Genomic DNA, 16,546 nt, shown 5'->3' on the forward strand with positions numbered 1-16,546 from the left:
GGCGAATTTTCTGGAAAGGTCGGGCGTTAGGCCGCGATTTCAACTTCGAACGCCCACGCGAGCCATGGCAGCATGGCCGCGATGTCGGATGTTTCCACAGTCGCACCACACCAGATCCGCAGACCGGCAGGGGCATCGCGATACGCACCGATGTCCAAAGCGACGTCTTCGTCAGCCAGACGTTTTGCAACGGCTTTGGCGAATGCTGCACCGTCTGTGATCCGGTCGTCTGTGAACTTCAGGCAAACAGATGTGTTCGACCGTGTCGCGTCATCTTCGGCGAGGTTCGCGATCCAGTCGTTCGCATCGCAGAAATCAAAGATCGCTTGCGCGTTGGCATTGGCGCGGTCTTGCAGGGCTTTCAGACCACCGATGTCTTGCGCCCACTTCAGCGCAACAAGGTAATCTTCAACAGCCAGCATGGATGGCGTGTTGATGGTTTCGCCGCGGAAGATGCCTTCGATCAATTTGCCACCCTTTGTCAGGCGGAAAATCTTTGGCAGTGGCCACGCAGGTGTGTAGTTTTCCAAACGCTCAACAGCGCGTGGGGACAGGATCAGCATGCCGTGTGCAGCCTCGCCGCCCATGACTTTCTGCCAAGAGAACGTCGTCACATCCAGCTTGTCCCATGGCAGGTCTTGGGCAAACGCAGCGGATGTCGCGTCGCACAATGTCAGACCCGCACGGTCCGCAGGGATCGCATCGCCATTTGGCATCCGCACACCGGATGTTGTGCCGTTCCATGTAAAGCAGACGTCGTTGTCATAGTTCAACGCAGCCATATCAACGATGTGACCGTAGTCTGCGGTATGTGTTTTGGCTTCGATCTTCAGCTGCTTGACCACGTCAGTGACCCAGCCAGCGCCGAACGATTCCCATGCGACCATTTCCGCAGGACGTTCGCCCAGCATAGACCACATCGCCATTTCAAAAGCGCCAGTGTCAGATGCAGGCACGATCCCGATGCGGTAATCAGCGGGGATGCCGAGGATGTCGCGTGTCAGGTCAATGGCTTCTGCCAGTTTGGATTTGCCAATAGCGGCACGGTGCGAGCGGCCCAAAGGCGCGTCAGCAAGCTTGTCCAATGAAAAAACAGGGGGTTTGGCACATGGGCCAGAAGAAAAACGTGCGTTCGCCGGGCGCACAGCCGGTGGTGTCGTGACCATTACTGGTATCCTCACAGATATATGCCCTTCGTTGGGGAAGGGTGTCCCGCTGATCGGAATAGGGGCAAGGCGTCGCGGCGACAACAGTGAAAATGACGCGGTTGCCGATTCTTTTGTCGGTTTTGGTCGATACATGGTGCGGATCGGAAACTTGGTGCTTGGCGTTGCTGGTCGTGCTGTTTGCGTTTATTTGGCGAAGGGAAGCAGGCAGACCGCACTGTAGAATAGACGGCGTAAGGACTTTGAAATGTTTGTAGCAACCTTTTTGTGCAACCCGGCGCGCCCGACATTAGACCCCGCATTGGTCGAAAGCCTGCGGAACGCTTGGGGCGGCGGTGATGTAGTCTGGTTGGCCGCTGATGAAGCTGCTGAATTTTCGCTGCAAACGATGCCGGAAAACGCAGATGAGGTCTGGCAGGTGTGTCAGGATCAATCCGTTGATCTGATCATCCAGCTCGCTGAAGGGCGTCGCAAAAAGATGCTGATCGCGGACATGGACAGCACGATGATCCAGCAGGAATGTATCGACGAATTGGCGGCAGAGGCTGGTGTCGGCGACCGTGTTGCGGGGATTACCGCGCGCGCGATGAATGGCGAGTTGGATTTTGAAGAAGCGATCGATGAACGCGTCGGACTACTGGCTGATCTGCCCGAAACGATCATTGACCACGTCCTGAACACCCGCATCACTTACATGCCCGGTGGTGCGACACTGCTGAAAACGATGCGCGGGCAGGGGGCCTATGCGGCGCTGGTCTCCGGCGGGTTCACAGCGTTTACGGCGCGCGTTGCGTCTGAACTAGGCTTTAACGAAAACCGTGCCAACACGCTCGAAATCGCGGATGGTAAGCTGACTGGTAAAGTCGTGCGACCGATCCTTGGGCAAGACGCCAAGCTAGAGGCGCTGAACGGGATCACCGCCACGCTCGGGATCACGCCTGCTGATGCAATTGCTGTGGGCGACGGGATGAACGACCTGCTGATGCTTGAAAACGCGGGCACAGGTGTCGCGCTACATGGCAAACCTGCGCTGCAGGAAAAGGTGTCGGTCCGCGTGAACCACGGTGACCTGACGGCCCTTCTTTACATGCAAGGCTACGCCAAATCGGAATTCGTCACATGAAACGTGATGCGAAACCCGCGACCATTGCCGCCCATGCCGCAGGCGCGGTTGATCTGCAAAGCGCAGGCGTCGTGCCACCGATCCAGCCTGCTACGACCTTCATGCGCGATGAAAGCTATGCGCTGATCCGTCCAGACAACATCTATTCCCGCGATGACAGCGATACGGTCAGAACTGCAGAGCATGTGATCACGAAGCTGGAACAGGCCGAAGACACGCTTTTGTTCCCCGCAGGGATGGCCGCGATTGCGGGTGTCTTTCGGACACTTTTGGCAGGCGACACAGCGCTTGTGCAATCCGGTATCTACTGGGGCACAACAAAGTGGATCCGCGATTTTTGCGCCCGTCGCGACGTGACATTGCACGAAGTCGAGGCAAGCGATGCCGCGGCTCTGAAAGCAGCCTGTCAGGCGCATCGCCCGACGTTGGTGTTCATTGAAACGCCATCTAACCCGTGGCTGCGGACCGTTGATGTCGCGGCTGCGGCACAGGCAACACATGCCGTTGGCGGGACGTTGGTTGTGGATGCGACAGCTGCGACACCCATCTTGATGAAGCCGCTCGCGTTGGGTGCGGACATCGTGATGCATTCCGCGACAAAGGCAATCAACGGACATTCGGATGTCTTGGCGGGTGTTCTATCCACGAACGCCCCAACTGATCCGATCTGGGAAGCGATCAAAATGGATCGCCATGATGCGGGCGCGGTTTTCGGACCGTTCGAAGCATGGCTCTTGATCCGCGCAATGCGGACGCTGCCGCTGCGGGTTGAGCGCATGACCGAAAACGCGGTGACGCTGGCGCAGTATCTGCACAACCACCCACAGGTCGAAGACGTCTTCTACCCCGGTCTGCCCCATCATCCGGGACATGAGGTCGCGAAGCAGCAGATGAGCGGCTATGGCAGCCTGCTATCAGTTCTCGTCAAAGGTGGACGGGCAGAGGCGCTAAAGGTGGTCGGCAAGCTGCAGCTGTTCCTGCGGGCGACATCCTTGGGCGGGGTCGAAAGTCTTGTGGAACATCGCCACACAATCGAACCGCACACAGGCATCCCCGAAAACCTGATCCGTGTTTCTGTGGGGATCGAACATATCGACGACCTGAAAGACGACTGGGAACAGGCGCTGTCATAAATGGAAGTTGCCGTTGAACTGGTCATCTTGCTGGTGGCCGCGGCCTTTGCTGCGGGCATTGTGGATGCGATTGCGGGGGGCGGCGGGCTGATCACGCTTCCTGCGCTCGTCTTGGCAGGGGCGCCTCCGGTAACAGCAATCGCAACAAACAAAGTGCAGGGCGTATTCGGCGCTGGCATGGCCGCATGGACCTACGGGCGGGCAGGGCATGTCGATCTGCGCGCGCAATTGGGGCCGGCGGTCATCGCCTTTGTGGCGGCGATCATCGGTGCGTTTCTGACAGCGCAATTGCCGACAGACGTGATCCGCTACGGCCTACCCGTGCTTCTGATCGCCATCGCGTTGTTCTTTGCGCTGAAACCCGGACTGGACGATCTGGACCGGACCCGCAAAATCAGCGCAGGCGTGTTTGTTGTAACCATCGTGCCGCTTGTGGCGTTCTACGACGGGCTGATCGGGCCGGGGGCCGGGGCGTTCTACATGATCGGCTTTGTGGCCTTCGCGGGCTTCGGCGTCTTGAAAGCAACGGCGCATACGAAACTGCTGAACTTCGCGTCAAACGCAGGCGGCATCGCGGCTTATGCGCTTGTGGCGGAACCATGGTGGATGGTCGGGCTGGCAATGGCTGTGGCGCAAATTGCGGGTGCGGCTGTAGGGGCGCGACTGGCGATGCGTGTGGGGGCCAAACTGATCAAACCCGTTGTGGTGATCGCGGCAACGGCGCTGGCGCTGCGTCTGCTCTGGGACATGATCTAGAAAAAAGCCCGGACCAAAAGGCCCGGGCAAGTCCAACAGGGAGGTGGTGATATAACCCGATCACCGGCGGGCTTCGGTATAGGAACCAGTGAACGTCACAATGGTTCCCACATTTTTCAAAATTTACGCAACGAGGCGATAACCACCTGATTCCGTAACCAAAAGACGGGCATTGGATGGATCAGGTTCGATCTTCTGACGCAAGCGGTAGATGTGCGTTTCCAGCGTATGCGTGGTCACACCGGCGTTGTAACCCCAGACTTCGTGCAGCAGCACGTCGCGGGCAACCACGCCTTCGGTGGCACGGTACAGGAACTTCAGGATGTTGGTTTCTTTCTCGGTCAGACGGACTTTCTTGTCGTCTTCCGTGACCAACAGTTTCTGCGCAGGCTGGAACGTATATGGCCCAAGCTGGAAAACAGCATCTTCGGATTGTTCGTGTGTGCGCAACTGGGACCGGATACGGGCCAGCAGAACAGGGAACTTGAACGGCTTGGATACATAGTCATTCGCGCCAGCATCCAGACCGTAGATCGTGTCAGCATCGCTGTCTTGGGCGGTCAGCATCACAATCGGGCACTTCACGCCTTGCTTGCGCATCAAGCGGCACAATTCGCGACCATCTGTGTCTGGCAGGCCAACATCAAGGATCACAAGATCGTAGATGCTTTCCTTCGCCTTCACCATCGCGCTTGCGCCGTCGTCGGCTTCAAACACGTCGAAATCTTCAGTCATAATCAACTGCTCACCCAGCGCTTCGCGCAGGTCGTCGTCATCGTCGACAAGCAGGATTTTCTTCAATTGAGCCATCGGGACTTTCCTTCGTTGTTACGCTAGAAGTGATCGCAAATTGATCATCAGGCAAGAACGAGAGGGTGCGCCTCACACGGACGTGTGCTTTGATACAGCTAATGTTTCACTTTCGCCCTAAAACGGCTATCGGCTGAAACAATTGAAAGGGATTTCGGCGTGAGCTTCATACCAACTATTACAGAACGACTGGCGCGCGCGCGGGCGGATTTGCGCATGGGTGTGCCTGTTGTGGTGACAGATGGCGGCGAATCCGGCGGGCTTTTGGTGCTGGCCGCGGAAACGTTGGACAAGGCACGGCTGGACGATTTGCGGGGTTTGGGCGGCACGCCTGTGATCGCGGTGACGGGACGACGGGCCGAAACGCTGAAAGCGCGCGCTTATGATGGCGACATCGCGCGTGTGGTCTTGCCCGCAGACGCAACACTGAAATGGGTGCAATCCATCGCTGATCCTGCAGACGACATGCGATCGCCAATGAAAGGACCGCTTGCGACTGCCAGAGAAGGTGACGCAGATGCGCACCGCGCGGCAATTACATTGATCAAAGCGGCACGACTGTTGCCAGCCGGTGTGTGTCTTGCGGTCGATAGCGCATTTGCCAAACAAAACGACCTGACCGCTATTCCTGCAAGCGCGATCATGGACACGCGGCTATCGCCGTCATTACCTATCGTCGCAGCACGCCTGCCGATGGAAGCATCAGAGGCAGGGCGCCTACACATTTTCCGGCCCGATGACGGGGCCGAAGAACATTACGCCATTGAAATCGGCAAACCCGACCGGTCAAAACCCGTGCTCGCGCGGCTGCATTCGGCGTGTTTCACCGGCGACGTGCTGGGATCGCTGAAATGCGACTGCGGACCACAGCTTCACGGGGCACTGGCGGCTATGGGTGAAAATGGTCAGGGGGTTCTGCTGTATCTGAACCAAGAAGGACGCGGGATCGGGCTGGCGAATAAAATGCGGGCCTATTCGCTGCAGGATCAGGGGTTCGATACGGTCGAGGCGAACCACCGCCTTGGGTTTGAAGACGACGAACGGGATTTCCGGATCGGGGCTGACATCCTCAAAAAGATGGGCTTCAGCGCTGTGCGGCTTATGACCAACAACCCCAACAAAATCGCGCGGATGGAAGGCGAAGGTATAGCCGTGACGGAACGCGTGCCGCTGAAGATTGGCGAAAACAGATTCAACACGGCTTACCTTGCGACCAAAGCCGCAAAGTCTGGGCATTTGTTGTGAGGGCGGGACCCTCGGGCGGAAACATAGAAGACGTCAAAGAAGCAGGTGCTGCGCGTGAAACCCTCTGATCTTGTTGTGACGCCGTCTGGTGTACGGTTTATGGGGCGACGGTTCCCGCGCACAATCGGGCGTGGCGGGCTGACCGACCGCAAGGCAGAAGGCGATATGGCGACACCGCGCGGCGTGCACCGGATCGTGGGGATGCTGTACAGACCTGACCGGATCGCAAAACCTGCGGATTGGGCGCTGCCGATCGGACCGCGTGATCTTTGGTCTGATGATGTGCGCGACGAAGACTACAACATGATGGTGCGTGCGCCACACGCGTTTAGCCACGAACACCTACGCCGCGCCGACCCGATGTACGACCTGATCCTGATCACCGATTGGAATTGGCCCTATGCGGTCAAAGGCCGCGGATCGGCCATCTTTATCCATCAATGGCGCGGTAAAGGACGGCCCACAGCAGGCTGCGTTGCCTTCCGGCGGGACCATTTACACTGGATTGCACCCCGTATTCGGCCAGATAGCCGACTTGTTATCGCATAACCACTGGACCTTGACCCATATTCCGGTCCAAACGGACAAGGAATTTGAGATATGAAACACCAAGGCCTTTTTATGACCCCCGACCAGATCGCCCAGCTTCCGTATCGCCCATGTGTTGGCATCATGCTTGCCAACCCGCGCGGCCATATCTTTGTGGGGCAGCGCATGGATCGAGACCAAGATGCTTGGCAGATGCCGCAGGGTGGCGTCGACAAAGGTGAAACCACACGCGATGCCGCAATTCGCGAATTGTGGGAAGAAACAGGTGTGCCGGAAAAGCTGGTAACGATCGAAGCGGAAAGCGCCGGTTTGATCCCCTACGATCTGCCGCACGCGATTGTCCCGAACATTTGGAAGGGCAAATATCGCGGGCAGGAACAGAAATGGTTTTTGATGCGGTATCATGGCACGGACGCCGATATTAACATCGCAACCGAACATCCGGAATTTTCCGAATGGAAATGGATGCCGAAGGATCAGCTTGTCGCAAACATCGTGCCATTCAAGCGTAAAGTTTACGAAAAAGTTCTGGCTGAATTTTCCGCAAAACTTTGACCTAACGTCAAAAAACAGTTTCCCTTTGGTGTGGACCAACTAAGGTCCGCCGCATGGGGAATACAAAATTTGATAGTCGGTCCGTTGGCCTCGATATTGGCCTGTCTTTTTCGCGCTGGCTGACGGGTCGTGAAAATCTGCATTATGGTATCTGGGACGGATTGGACGTTTGCGCGGGCAATGTCGGTGCCGCCCAAGAAGCATATACCGCAAAACTGTTCGAACTGCTGCCAGACGGGCCACTGCGTATTTTGGATATCGGTGGTGGCGCTGGCGAGACGGCGAAAAAACTGGTTGCCCTTGGGCACGACGTCGAAATTGTAGTGCCTAGCGCATTTCTGGCCGAAAGGTGCCGCGCCAATGCGCCCACTGCCGTCGTACATGAAGCGATGTTTGAGGATGCCGAACTCAGCGGCCTGTTCGATCTTTGCCTGTTTTCGGAAAGCTATCAATATATCCCGCTTGATCAGGGCATACCCAAATGCCTGACGCTGCTGAAGCCGGACGGCCATATCCTGATCGCGGATTGTTTTCGCAGCGAAGGCTTTTCGCCCGACAAAGTCCAAGCCACAGTTGGTGGCGGTCATCCCATTCAGAAATTCCATGCCTTTCTGGCCGACCAGCCGCTAGACCTTTTGTCATCCGAAGACATCACGCAAAGCGTTGCTCCGTCGATTGATGTCGAACAGGGGCTGTTTAATGTCGTGGGCTACGGAATGGGGCGCGTGGACGAACAGATGGCGGTCCAACGACCAAAGACGCGGTCTGTCGTACATTGGATGATCCGGCGTCTGCTTAGCCCGCGCAAACGCGCCCGTCTTGATCAACGGTTGAACCAGCAAACACGGACCGCCGCGCATTTTTCGGCGAACAACACCTATCTTCTACTTAAGCTACAGGTCCGTGCCGCTTAACCTTTTCCGCGACGTCCGCGCGGATTTTGGCAAGCGCATCTTGCAGCATCGGGATGCGTCGTGGTCGGAAACTGTCGCCTGTCACAACCAGATCACGCATCCGGTCTAGCCTGAACACGCGGCTATCGCTGCGCAAATGGCACCAACCGATCACGCAATGCTTGTCCTGCAAAAACACGATCCCAAGCGGATCAATCGTCCGTTCCGTCTGTGCGCCTTGACCGTCCTCGTATCCAAACGCGACTGAATATTCGTCCCATGTCGCCCGTCGCAATGCGGCAACGTCGATGCTGGGCTTGGGCGGGGGTACGATCCGGTTCACCGCCAGCACGGCATGTTTCAACCGATGCGCTTGGGCGCTGGGCAGGCGGGCCTGCAATTTTGTCAGCGCATTTCCTGCGGCTTTTGCCAATGCCGGATCAGCAATGGCTTGAACATCGCGCAAACCCAGAACCAAGGCTTCAATCTCTTCGTCGTTGAACATCATTGGCGGCAACGCCGGGTCTTCGGTCAGCGCATAGCCATATCCAGCGGTGCCATCGATCACAGCGCCCAACCCCCGCAACGCTTCAATATCGCGGTACAGCGTCCGTTCGGACACCCCCGTTTCCTGCGCGAGCAGGGCGGCGGTCACGGGCGGGCGATGGTTGCGCAGGGCTTGCATCAGTTGGAACAGGCGATTTGTGCGGGTCATGACCCATCATATCACACATCCTGACAAAAATTGACAGGAGGGCGCGCTATCACTCGTGCAACCCCATCAGGAGCACCCCATGTACGATCTCATCACCTATCAGGCCGGTTTCGGTAACGTCAGCTATAGCCCTTTCTGCGTCAAAGCCGTGTGGATGCTGAACCACGCAGGCGTGGATTGGCAGCGCGAAGACTGCCTTGACCCGCGAAAATTTGCGCACGGCAAGCTGCCCGTGCTGCGTGCGCATGGAAACCTCATTCACGACAGTGACGACATCCGCTTGTTTCTGGAACGTGAAGGGGCGGATTTTTGGGGCGAGACACCGATGCGCGATCAGGCGATGGGCCGTGCATTAATCCGCATGGCCGAGGATCATCTCTATTTCCATGTCGTCATGGACCGTTGGATGAACGATGATGTTTGGCCGCATATCAAAGCGGCCTATTTCACCGGTATCCCGAGATTGATCCGTAGACCTGTGACCAACGGGTTGCGCAAAGCGTTGCGGAAAGGGCTGCATGCCCAAGGTATCCTGCGCCTGTCAGACGACGAACGCCTGCGCCGTCTGGATCAGGACCTTGACGCCATCCGCACGCTTTTGGGCCAACACGCTTTCATACTGTCAGACACACCAACATTGCCGGACTTTTCGGTCGCAGCCGTCTTGTCGAACATCGCGGCCAGTCCGGTCGCCACGCCCACATCCTTGCGCGTGGCCGGTGATCCGGTTTTGATGGGCTACATCGCCCGTATGAAGGAGATGTTCGATTGACCCCGTTTCAAGATGACGCCGTGAAGGCCGCCTTCGATGCAATGCCGCAAGGGCCGCGTGACGGTCTGCTGCAATTGCGCGAACTTGTCTTTGCAATCGCGGATGACCTACCAGAGGTGCCGAACGTGACAGAAGATCTGCGCTGGGGCCAACCCGCGTACCTGACACCATCACGCATCGGGTCCACCATCAGGCTCGGCCTACCGAAATCCGGCGGCTTCGCGATCTATGCCAATTGCAATTCCAGCATCATCAGCGATTTTGCCGCGGCCTATCCAAATTGGGATGTGATCGAAGGAAACCGTGCCGTGATATTCACGAAAGCCAAACAGATCGACCCTGTGCGGCACGGGGCGTTGATCAAATCAGCACTGACCTATCACCTGCGCAAATAACTACTTGCGGGTGCGCTTGACCTTACGTTTCGTCTTTGCGGCTTTCTTCTTGGCCGATCCCGCACGACGGCGCACAGGCGCACCCCGTCTGCCACCACGCGATCCACGGGGTAGGGCTTTGCCTTCGATCTCGAGCAATTCAACGATCAGACCGCCCGTTACAGGCGTGGCCTCTGCCAAGGTGACTTTCACCTTCTGGCCAAGTCCGATCACCAGCCCTGAATCCGACCCCATCAAGGTCTGGCTATCTTGGTCGTAATGGAAGAATTCATTGCCCAAGCTGCGCATCGGAACCATGCCATCGGCACCAGTTTCATCCAGCTTCACAAACACGCCAAACTTCGCGATCCCGCTAATACGACCGGGCATTTCCGCGCCAATCCGTTCGGACAGGAAGGCGGCAAGATAGCGATCCGTTGTATCGCGTTCCGCAATCATCGAACGGCGTTCGGTGTCCGAAATCGACTTTGCGGTTTCTTCCAAACGGTCTACATCCGTCGGCGACAAACCATCATCGCCCCAGCCATGCGACGACACCAATGCACGGTGTACGATCAAATCAGCATAGCGACGGATAGGCGACGTAAAGTGGGCATAGGCCTTCAACGCCAGCCCAAAATGGCCAAAATTTTCGGCATTATAATAGGCCTGTGTCATCGACCGCAGGGTCGCGATGTTCACCAGTTCAGCGTCGTCGGTGCCACGCGCTTGGTTCAACAGACGGTTCAGATGGGCGGTCTGCAAAACCTGCCCCTTCGCCAGCGTCAGGCCAGACGCGTGAACAACCTCGCGCAGCGCATCCAACTTATCAGGGTTCGGTTCTTCGTGGACACGGAACAACAGCGGGGATTGTTTGGCGATCAAGGTCTCGGCGGCGGCCACATTGGCCAGCACCATGAATTCCTCAATCAGCTTATGGGCATCAAGACGGTCCTTGAAATTGACTGACGTCACCTCGCCCTCATCGCTCAGCTCAATCCGGCGTTCGGGCAGGTCCAGCTCCAACGGCTGACGGCGTTCGCGCGCCTTCAACAGGGCAGCATACGCAGCATAAAGCGGCTTCAGCACATCATCCATCATAGGCGCTGTGCGCTCATTCGGATTGCCGTCGATGGCATCCTGCACTTCTTCGTAATGCAACGACGCGGCGGAACGCATCAAGGCGCGGTGGAATGTCTGGCCGGTTTTGTTGCCCTCGGCGTCAATGGTCATCGCAACAGCAAGACACGCGCGATCAACACCTTCGTGCAAAGAACACAAATCGCCCGATAAAACGTCCGGCAACATCGGAACAACACGATCAGGGAAATACGTCGAATTGCCACGCTTGCGGGCCTCGCGGTCCAGTTCTGACCCCGGCGTGACGTAGTAAGCCACATCAGCAATAGCGACCCAGATCGTAAATGTGCCGTTGTCATGCGCTTCGACATAACAGGCATCATCGTGATCACGGGCATCGGACGGGTCGATCGTGACAAGCGGCAAGTCACGCAAATCTTTGCGTTTGCCAAGCGGCGCGCCCGTTTTGGCGTCAGCTTCAGCAATCACAGCGTCTGGAAAATGATCGGGAATACCGTGCTGCTGAATGGCAATCAACGACACAGCACGCGGGGCAGTCGGATCACCAAGGCGGGCAATCACGCGGGCCTTCGGCAAACCCATACGGCCTTTCGGGCCTGCCTGTTCGGCTTCAATCAATTCACCGTCTTGGGCGTCACCGGTCAGACCAGCGGGAATGATCCATTCCTTGGTTGATCCTTTATCAACGGGGATCAAACGACCCCCTTCCGCACCTTGACGGAACACACCCAACAGACGGATCGGGTTTTCGCCGATCAAACGAATGATGCGGGCGGTGTGGGTGTAATCCTCGCCCGGTACTTCGGTCAGACGACCCAGAAAACGATTGCCCTTGCCCATTGCAGGGTCGCTGTCGCGCAGCGTCATCAGAATACGGGGCACATCGCCATCGCCTGTCCATTCCAGCGGACGCGCATAAAGATCGCCATCGGCGTCTGGTCCAGTGACTTCACACACAGTCACAGGCGGCAACACATTGGCGTCGCGATAGGAACTGCGGCGCTTGGATAGCTTTCCTTCCGCCTCAAGCTCTTTGAGAAGGCGCTTAAGATCAATACGGGCGGCACCCTTGATCCCAAAGGCCTTCGCGATGTCGCGTTTAGCGGCTTTGGTCGGGTGATCAGAAATCCATGCAAGAATTTCGGCTTTTGAAGGAATGCGTGTCATAGAATGGCCCTACCACGCGACCCTGCGTGGGGGCCAGCCCCCACACCCCCGAGGTATTTAAGACCAAAAGAAATGGGCCAGCCTGCTTGGCTTCTTTGACGTCTTCCAAATCCCCGCCGGAGGCTCCCGCAGTCGTTCCGTCAGCTAACACTTGTTTTGGATCACAGGTCGCGGATCATATCCTGATGCGGAATACCCGCGTCGTCGTAGAATGGTCCGTAACCCACAAACCCGAGTTTTTCGTAGAACCCAATCGCGTGGTCCTGCGATCCAAGCTTGGCCCGCTTGATGTTCGGCAACGTGCGTAGATGATCCATCGCCGCCTCTACGATCCGCGCGCCCAGACCCGTGCCGCGATAGTCGGACAAAACACAGATACGGCCAATTTTGCCAATGTCATCTTGTAGCAATAAACGCGCAGTTCCTGCGGGTTGCCCGTCCACAGTTGCAAGCATGTGGATCGCACTTTCGTCCAGATCGTCCATCTCTTCGGCTTCGGAAATACCTTGTTCTTCGATGAACACCGCGCGGCGCAAAGCAATGCAAGGCGCGTAGTCGTCAACGACAGTAATCATGCGAAATAGTCCTTCAAAATCCGCCCATAGATGGCTTTGAGCTTGATCACTTCATCCACCAACACCCGTTCGTCGACTTGGTGCATGGTTTTGCCCGCAAGGCCAAATTCCACAACGGGGCAATGGCTTTTCACGAAGCGGGCATCAGATGTGCCACCAGACGTGGACAGTTCCGGATCACGGCCGATTTCGGCTTTTACCGCAGCGCCCACCAAATCGGACAAAGGACCAGGTGGTGTGATGAAGCTTTCGCCGGATATTTTGATCTTCATGTCGATGTTCAGATCAAAAGCAGCGGCGACCTTATCTGCCTCTGCTTGTATCCATGCGGTCAAACCTGCTCCGGTATGGGTGTCGTTGAACCGGATGTTGACCGTTGCCGTGCATTGACCGGGGATCACGTTGGTCGTGCCATTTCCGGTGTCGATACTGACGACTTGTAGGCTGGACGCATCGAAATGCTCGGTCCCTTGATCCAATTCGTGCGAGGCCAGCACATCCATCAACCGCGCCGTGCCGTGTACCGGATTTTTGGCACGGTGCGGGTAGGCCGCGTGGCCTTGCACACCTGTCACCGTAAACCACACCGTCATCGACCCGCGCCGTCCGATTTTCATCGCGTCGCCAATTGCATCGGGGCAGGTGGGTTCCCCGACAAGACAGACCGACATGGTCTCGTTCTGCGCATCCATCCAGTCAAGCAGGGCGACAGTGCCGTGTTCAGCGACATCTTCTTCGTCGCCCGTAATCGCAAGAACCACAGCACCGTCAGGTGGCGTATCAGCCACAAAATCAATCGCAGCGGCAGCAAATGCAGCGACGCCAGATTTCATGTCAGTCGCACCGCGCCCATACAGATAGCCGTCCTTGATTTCAGCGCCGAACGGATCAACCGTCCATGCATCCGGATCGCCCAATGGGACAACATCCGTATGGCCATTAAATCCGAACGTCCGGTTCGCACCCTTGCGGCCCCAGCGGGCGTAAAGATTGCAAATGCCGCCGCGATCCACGCGGGTGCAGTCAAACCCACCGTCAGTCAGCAGCTTTTCCAGCAGCACAAGCGCGCCGCCCTCAGCAGGGGTAATCGAATTACAGCGGACCAGATCAGCAGTCAGGGCGACGGGATCAATCGGCATTTTTGTCATCCCCTTCGAAGAACGGTGTCATCTGGGCGATGATCACAGAATTCTCGTCCAAGGCCCGCTGCATCAATGCGCGTTCCTTGTCGTTGATGTCGTGCCCTTCGGCCAGACGTTCGTCCAAGGTGCCGTAGCCGGACACATCCAACGGGGCCAGATCGGCCTGTTTCAGAATCGCAACGGTTTCGCGCACAGCTTCGGCTTCGTCCACGCCGGACGCGTAACACATCAACGCGCCACCAGTGGCACCTTCGGGTAATCCGTCGTCGGCATTGCGGCCAACCTCAACCAGAAGGGTATACACCTGCTGTCTGGACACCTTTTTAGCTTTTTGCTTGGTCATGAGCGTGGCCTTTGCGCAATGGTTTTGTGTTACTGACGTCTCAAACTCTGACCGGAAGGGCAAGAGGCTTGTCATCATCAGTCCAGCGGCTAAGGGTATATGCTTGGGACATGGGGACTGCCGCGGAATGCGTATCGTAATATTTTTGACTGGGATTTGGATGTCCCTTTTGACAGGCGTGGCCACTGCGCAAACGCCAAATCAGGCGATCACAATCGCCACGGTGACGCGGGCACCGTTTTCGTTCGAAATTGACGGGGCACATGCGGGCTTCAGCATTGATCTGTTGAATGCGGCAAGCGAAGAAATCGGGCTACCGATCCAATATCAGCGGTTTGACAGCTTCGGCGGGATGTTGGCCGCTGTCCAAAACGGTGAAGCAGACGCTGCAATCGCCAACATTACAATCACCGCTGAACGCGAACGTCTGATGGACTTTACGCAGCCGATTTTTGACGGCGGCGTTCAGGTTATGCTCAAGGCCGAAGCGGGGGCAGGGCAAAGCATTCTGTCCGTCATTTTCACACGCGACGTCGGGCTCTTGGTCCTTGGGGCGGTGCTGTTGCTGCTGGCGGGCGGTATGATCATGTACGTGTTTGAACGACGCCATCAGCCGTATTTTGACCACGCACCCAAAGACGCGGTGTTTCCTGCCTTTTGGTGGGCATTGAACCTTGTTGTGAATGGCGGGTTCGAAGAACGGATGCCACAATCCCGCTTTGGTCGGGCGTTTGGCGTGTTCTTGGTCATCGGCAGCTTGTTCTTTGTGTCGATCTTTGTGGCGCAGATCACCGCAGCACTGACCGTGAACGCGATTCAGGACAACATTGATTCACTGGCCGACTTGGACGGGCGCAAAGTAGGTACCATCGAAGCGTCCACCACTGCAGCTTTCTTGGATAACCGCGGTTTGTCGCATGCAACCTTTGCAGGGCTTGATGACCTGCTGACCGCGTTTGAAACAGACGAAATCGAAGCCGTAGTGTTCGATGGTCCGATCCTTGCCTATTACGTCGAGAACCAAGCGCAGGGCGAAGCACGTCTGCTCGACCGCGTTTACCGGTCCGAAAAGTACGGGATGGTTTTCAGCAACGAAAGCCTCTACCGCGAAGCCGTCGATCAGGCATTCCTGCGTCTGCGCGAAGACGGGACTTACGATAGCCTGATGACCAAATGGTTCGGGGCGCGATACGGCAATCGTTAAACGCGACAGCCGACCAACAAAAAGGGCCGCATCTGATCCAGATGCGGCCCTATTGTATTCTGACGATGGCGCGGATTTAGTCGCGCAGTAGATCGTTGATGCCCGTCTTGGACCGTGTCTTTTCATCAACGCGTTTCACGATGACCGCACAGTACAGGCTGACGTTGTTCTTGGATGGCATCGTACCGGCAACAACCACGGAATAAGGTGGAACCTCACCATAAGTGACTTCACCAGTTTCGCGATCAACGATCTTTGTGGACTGACCGATAAACACGCCCATGCCCAGAACAGACCCTTCGCGGATGATGCAGCCTTCGACAACTTCAGAACGGGCGCCGATAAAGCAGTTGTCTTCGATGATCGTCGGGCCAGCCTGCATTGGTTCCAGAACACCGCCGATGCCAACGCCACCCGACAGGTGCACGTTTTTACCGATTTGGGCGCATGACCCAACCGTGGCCCAGCCGTCAACCATCGTACCTTCGTCGACATAAGCGCCGAGGTTCACAAACGATGGCATCAGCACTACGCCCGGAGCGATATAAGCAGAACGACGGACAATAGAACCGGGAACAGCACGGAAACCCGCGTCTTTCCACTGGTCTTCGCCCCAACCTGCGAACTTCGACGGCACCTTGTCCCACCATGTTGTGTCGCCGTTACCACCGTTAATCGCTTCCATGTCGTTCAGACGGAATGACAACAGAACGGCCTTCTTGGCCCACTGATTCACGAACCAGTTGCCGTCGTCTTGCTTTTCAGCAACGCGCAACTTGCCGCTGTCCAAAGCGTTCATCGTATCTTCGATAGCTTCGCGTGTTTCGCCTTTGGTAGCGGCTGTGATCGTGTCACGGGCCTCCCATGCGGCTTCGATTGCGGTCTCAAGGGCAGCGTTCGACATATGTCCGGTCCTTTGGTCT

18 protein-coding genes are annotated in these 16,546 nt (G+C 56.9%); 10 read left to right on the forward strand and 8 right to left on the reverse strand.

What is annotated here, in order from left to right; translation table 11 throughout:
- Positions 1-26: 26 nt before the first annotated feature.
- The gene (locus tag K3729_04395) at positions 27-1,166 is read right to left on the reverse strand and encodes a phosphoserine transaminase (protein UWR00026.1); all 1,140 of its coding nucleotides are present in this window, start codon (positions 1,164-1,166) and stop codon (positions 27-29) included.
- A 247-nt stretch (positions 1,167-1,413) separates the two neighbouring features.
- Between K3729_04395 and serB the strand changes: the two genes are divergently transcribed.
- From serB to K3729_04410, 3 genes are read left to right on the forward strand one after another with little or no spacing between them, the layout of a single operon-like run.
- Positions 1,414-2,289, forward strand: a complete 876-nt coding sequence (gene serB, locus K3729_04400) for a phosphoserine phosphatase SerB (GenBank protein UWR00027.1) — start codon at positions 1,414-1,416, stop codon at positions 2,287-2,289.
- Positions 2,286-3,422 carry a PLP-dependent transferase gene (locus K3729_04405; protein UWR00028.1) on the forward strand — a complete coding sequence of 379 codons (1,137 nt, stop codon included), beginning with the start codon at positions 2,286-2,288 and terminating at the stop codon, positions 3,420-3,422. The genes serB and K3729_04405 overlap by 4 nt, the downstream gene beginning before the upstream one ends.
- Entirely contained in the window at positions 3,423-4,178 is a 756-nt protein-coding gene (locus K3729_04410; GenBank protein ID UWR00029.1) for a TSUP family transporter, read from the forward strand.
- 123 nt (positions 4,179-4,301) lie between these two features.
- On the opposite strand, the gene K3729_04415 is transcribed toward K3729_04410, so the two are convergent.
- Positions 4,302-4,988 (reverse strand): response regulator transcription factor, encoded by a 687-nt coding sequence (locus tag K3729_04415; protein UWR00030.1) that lies wholly within the window; start codon positions 4,986-4,988, stop codon positions 4,302-4,304.
- Positions 4,989-5,204: 216 nt separating this feature from the next.
- Here K3729_04415 and ribA point away from each other — a divergent pair, with 216 nt between their 5' ends.
- The 4 genes from ribA (at position 5,205) to K3729_04435 (ending at position 8,251) form a co-directional block, all read left to right on the forward strand.
- Entirely contained in the window at positions 5,205-6,233 is a 1,029-nt protein-coding gene (ribA, locus tag K3729_04420; GenBank protein UWR00943.1) for a GTP cyclohydrolase II, read from the forward strand.
- A gap of 54 nt (positions 6,234-6,287) precedes the next feature.
- Positions 6,288-6,782 (forward strand): L,D-transpeptidase family protein, encoded by a 495-nt coding sequence (locus K3729_04425; GenBank protein ID UWR00031.1) that lies wholly within the window; start codon positions 6,288-6,290, stop codon positions 6,780-6,782.
- A gap of 72 nt (positions 6,783-6,854) precedes the next feature.
- A complete protein-coding gene (locus tag K3729_04430; protein ID UWR00944.1) occupies positions 6,855-7,337 on the forward strand; it encodes an RNA pyrophosphohydrolase in 483 nt (160 codons plus the stop codon).
- A gap of 53 nt (positions 7,338-7,390) precedes the next feature.
- Positions 7,391-8,251: a class I SAM-dependent methyltransferase gene (locus K3729_04435; GenBank protein ID UWR00032.1), complete on the forward strand. Its 861-nt coding sequence runs from the start codon at positions 7,391-7,393 to the stop codon at positions 8,249-8,251.
- On the opposite strand, the gene K3729_04440 is transcribed toward K3729_04435, so the two are convergent.
- Complete coding sequence (locus K3729_04440) at positions 8,226-8,945, reverse strand: YafY family transcriptional regulator (GenBank protein ID UWR00033.1); 720 nt, start codon at positions 8,943-8,945, stop codon at positions 8,226-8,228. The genes K3729_04435 and K3729_04440 overlap by 26 nt on opposite strands.
- 79 nt (positions 8,946-9,024) lie before the next feature.
- Here K3729_04440 and K3729_04445 point away from each other — a divergent pair, with 79 nt between their 5' ends.
- Positions 9,025-9,717, forward strand: coding sequence for a glutathione S-transferase family protein (locus K3729_04445; protein UWR00034.1), 693 nt, complete (start codon positions 9,025-9,027; stop codon positions 9,715-9,717).
- Positions 9,718-9,758: 41 nt separating this feature from the next.
- Entirely contained in the window at positions 9,759-10,112 is a 354-nt protein-coding gene (locus K3729_04450) for a DUF1801 domain-containing protein (protein ID UWR00945.1), read from the forward strand.
- Here the strand turns inward: K3729_04450 and rnr are convergent, their stop codons facing one another.
- The 4 genes from rnr to K3729_04470 all read right to left on the reverse strand — a co-directional run bounded on the left by rnr (position 10,113) and on the right by K3729_04470 (position 14,419).
- Positions 10,113-12,359, reverse strand: a complete 2,247-nt coding sequence (gene rnr, locus K3729_04455) for a ribonuclease R (GenBank protein ID UWR00035.1) — start codon at positions 12,357-12,359, stop codon at positions 10,113-10,115.
- Positions 12,360-12,520: 161 nt separating this feature from the next.
- Positions 12,521-12,934 carry a GNAT family N-acetyltransferase gene (locus tag K3729_04460; GenBank protein UWR00036.1) on the reverse strand — a complete coding sequence of 138 codons (414 nt, stop codon included), beginning with the start codon at positions 12,932-12,934 and terminating at the stop codon, positions 12,521-12,523.
- Complete coding sequence (gene dapE, locus K3729_04465; GenBank protein ID UWR00037.1) at positions 12,931-14,073, reverse strand: succinyl-diaminopimelate desuccinylase; 1,143 nt, start codon at positions 14,071-14,073, stop codon at positions 12,931-12,933. The genes K3729_04460 and dapE overlap by 4 nt, the downstream gene beginning before the upstream one ends.
- Positions 14,063-14,419 carry a hypothetical protein gene (locus K3729_04470; protein UWR00038.1) on the reverse strand — a complete coding sequence of 119 codons (357 nt, stop codon included), beginning with the start codon at positions 14,417-14,419 and terminating at the stop codon, positions 14,063-14,065. Before K3729_04470 ends, dapE begins: the two co-directional genes overlap by 11 nt.
- Positions 14,420-14,579: 160 nt before the next feature.
- On the opposite strand from K3729_04470, the gene K3729_04475 reads away from it, so the two are divergent.
- Positions 14,580-15,623, forward strand: coding sequence for a transporter substrate-binding domain-containing protein (locus tag K3729_04475; GenBank protein ID UWR00039.1), 1,044 nt, complete (start codon positions 14,580-14,582; stop codon positions 15,621-15,623).
- A 76-nt stretch (positions 15,624-15,699) separates the two neighbouring features.
- Here K3729_04475 and dapD read toward each other — a convergent pair whose 3' ends face one another.
- A complete protein-coding gene (gene dapD, locus K3729_04480; protein ID UWR00040.1) occupies positions 15,700-16,527 on the reverse strand; it encodes a 2,3,4,5-tetrahydropyridine-2,6-dicarboxylate N-succinyltransferase in 828 nt (275 codons plus the stop codon).
- Positions 16,528-16,546: the final 19 nt, after the last annotated feature.

The organism is Rhodobacteraceae bacterium S2214, assembly GCA_025141675.1.
GTDB lineage: Bacteria > Pseudomonadota > Alphaproteobacteria > Rhodobacterales > Rhodobacteraceae > Yoonia.

Coding starts and splice junctions, on each gene's coding strand:
- K3729_04395 (UWR00026.1), bottom strand. CDS start 1,166: ATGGTCACGACACCACCGGCTGTGCGCCCGGCGAACGCACGTTTTTCT.
- serB (UWR00027.1), top strand. CDS start 1,414: ATGTTTGTAGCAACCTTTTTGTGCAACCCGGCGCGCCCGACATTAGAC.
- K3729_04405 (UWR00028.1), top strand. CDS start 2,286: ATGAAACGTGATGCGAAACCCGCGACCATTGCCGCCCATGCCGCAGGC.
- K3729_04410 (UWR00029.1), top strand. CDS start 3,423: ATGGAAGTTGCCGTTGAACTGGTCATCTTGCTGGTGGCCGCGGCCTTT.
- K3729_04415 (UWR00030.1), bottom strand. CDS start 4,988: ATGGCTCAATTGAAGAAAATCCTGCTTGTCGACGATGACGACGACCTG.
- ribA (UWR00943.1), top strand. CDS start 5,205: ATGGGTGTGCCTGTTGTGGTGACAGATGGCGGCGAATCCGGCGGGCTT.
- K3729_04430 (UWR00944.1), top strand. CDS start 6,855: ATGACCCCCGACCAGATCGCCCAGCTTCCGTATCGCCCATGTGTTGGC.
- K3729_04435 (UWR00032.1), top strand. CDS start 7,391: ATGGGGAATACAAAATTTGATAGTCGGTCCGTTGGCCTCGATATTGGC.
- K3729_04440 (UWR00033.1), bottom strand. CDS start 8,945: ATGACCCGCACAAATCGCCTGTTCCAACTGATGCAAGCCCTGCGCAAC.
- K3729_04445 (UWR00034.1), top strand. CDS start 9,025: ATGTACGATCTCATCACCTATCAGGCCGGTTTCGGTAACGTCAGCTAT.
- K3729_04450 (UWR00945.1), top strand. CDS start 9,759: ATGCCGCAAGGGCCGCGTGACGGTCTGCTGCAATTGCGCGAACTTGTC.
- rnr (UWR00035.1), bottom strand. CDS start 12,359: ATGACACGCATTCCTTCAAAAGCCGAAATTCTTGCATGGATTTCTGAT.
- K3729_04460 (UWR00036.1), bottom strand. CDS start 12,934: ATGATTACTGTCGTTGACGACTACGCGCCTTGCATTGCTTTGCGCCGC.
- dapE (UWR00037.1), bottom strand. CDS start 14,073: ATGCCGATTGATCCCGTCGCCCTGACTGCTGATCTGGTCCGCTGTAAT.
- K3729_04470 (UWR00038.1), bottom strand. CDS start 14,419: ATGACCAAGCAAAAAGCTAAAAAGGTGTCCAGACAGCAGGTGTATACC.
- K3729_04475 (UWR00039.1), top strand. CDS start 14,580: ATGTCCCTTTTGACAGGCGTGGCCACTGCGCAAACGCCAAATCAGGCG.
- dapD (UWR00040.1), bottom strand. CDS start 16,527: ATGTCGAACGCTGCCCTTGAGACCGCAATCGAAGCCGCATGGGAGGCC.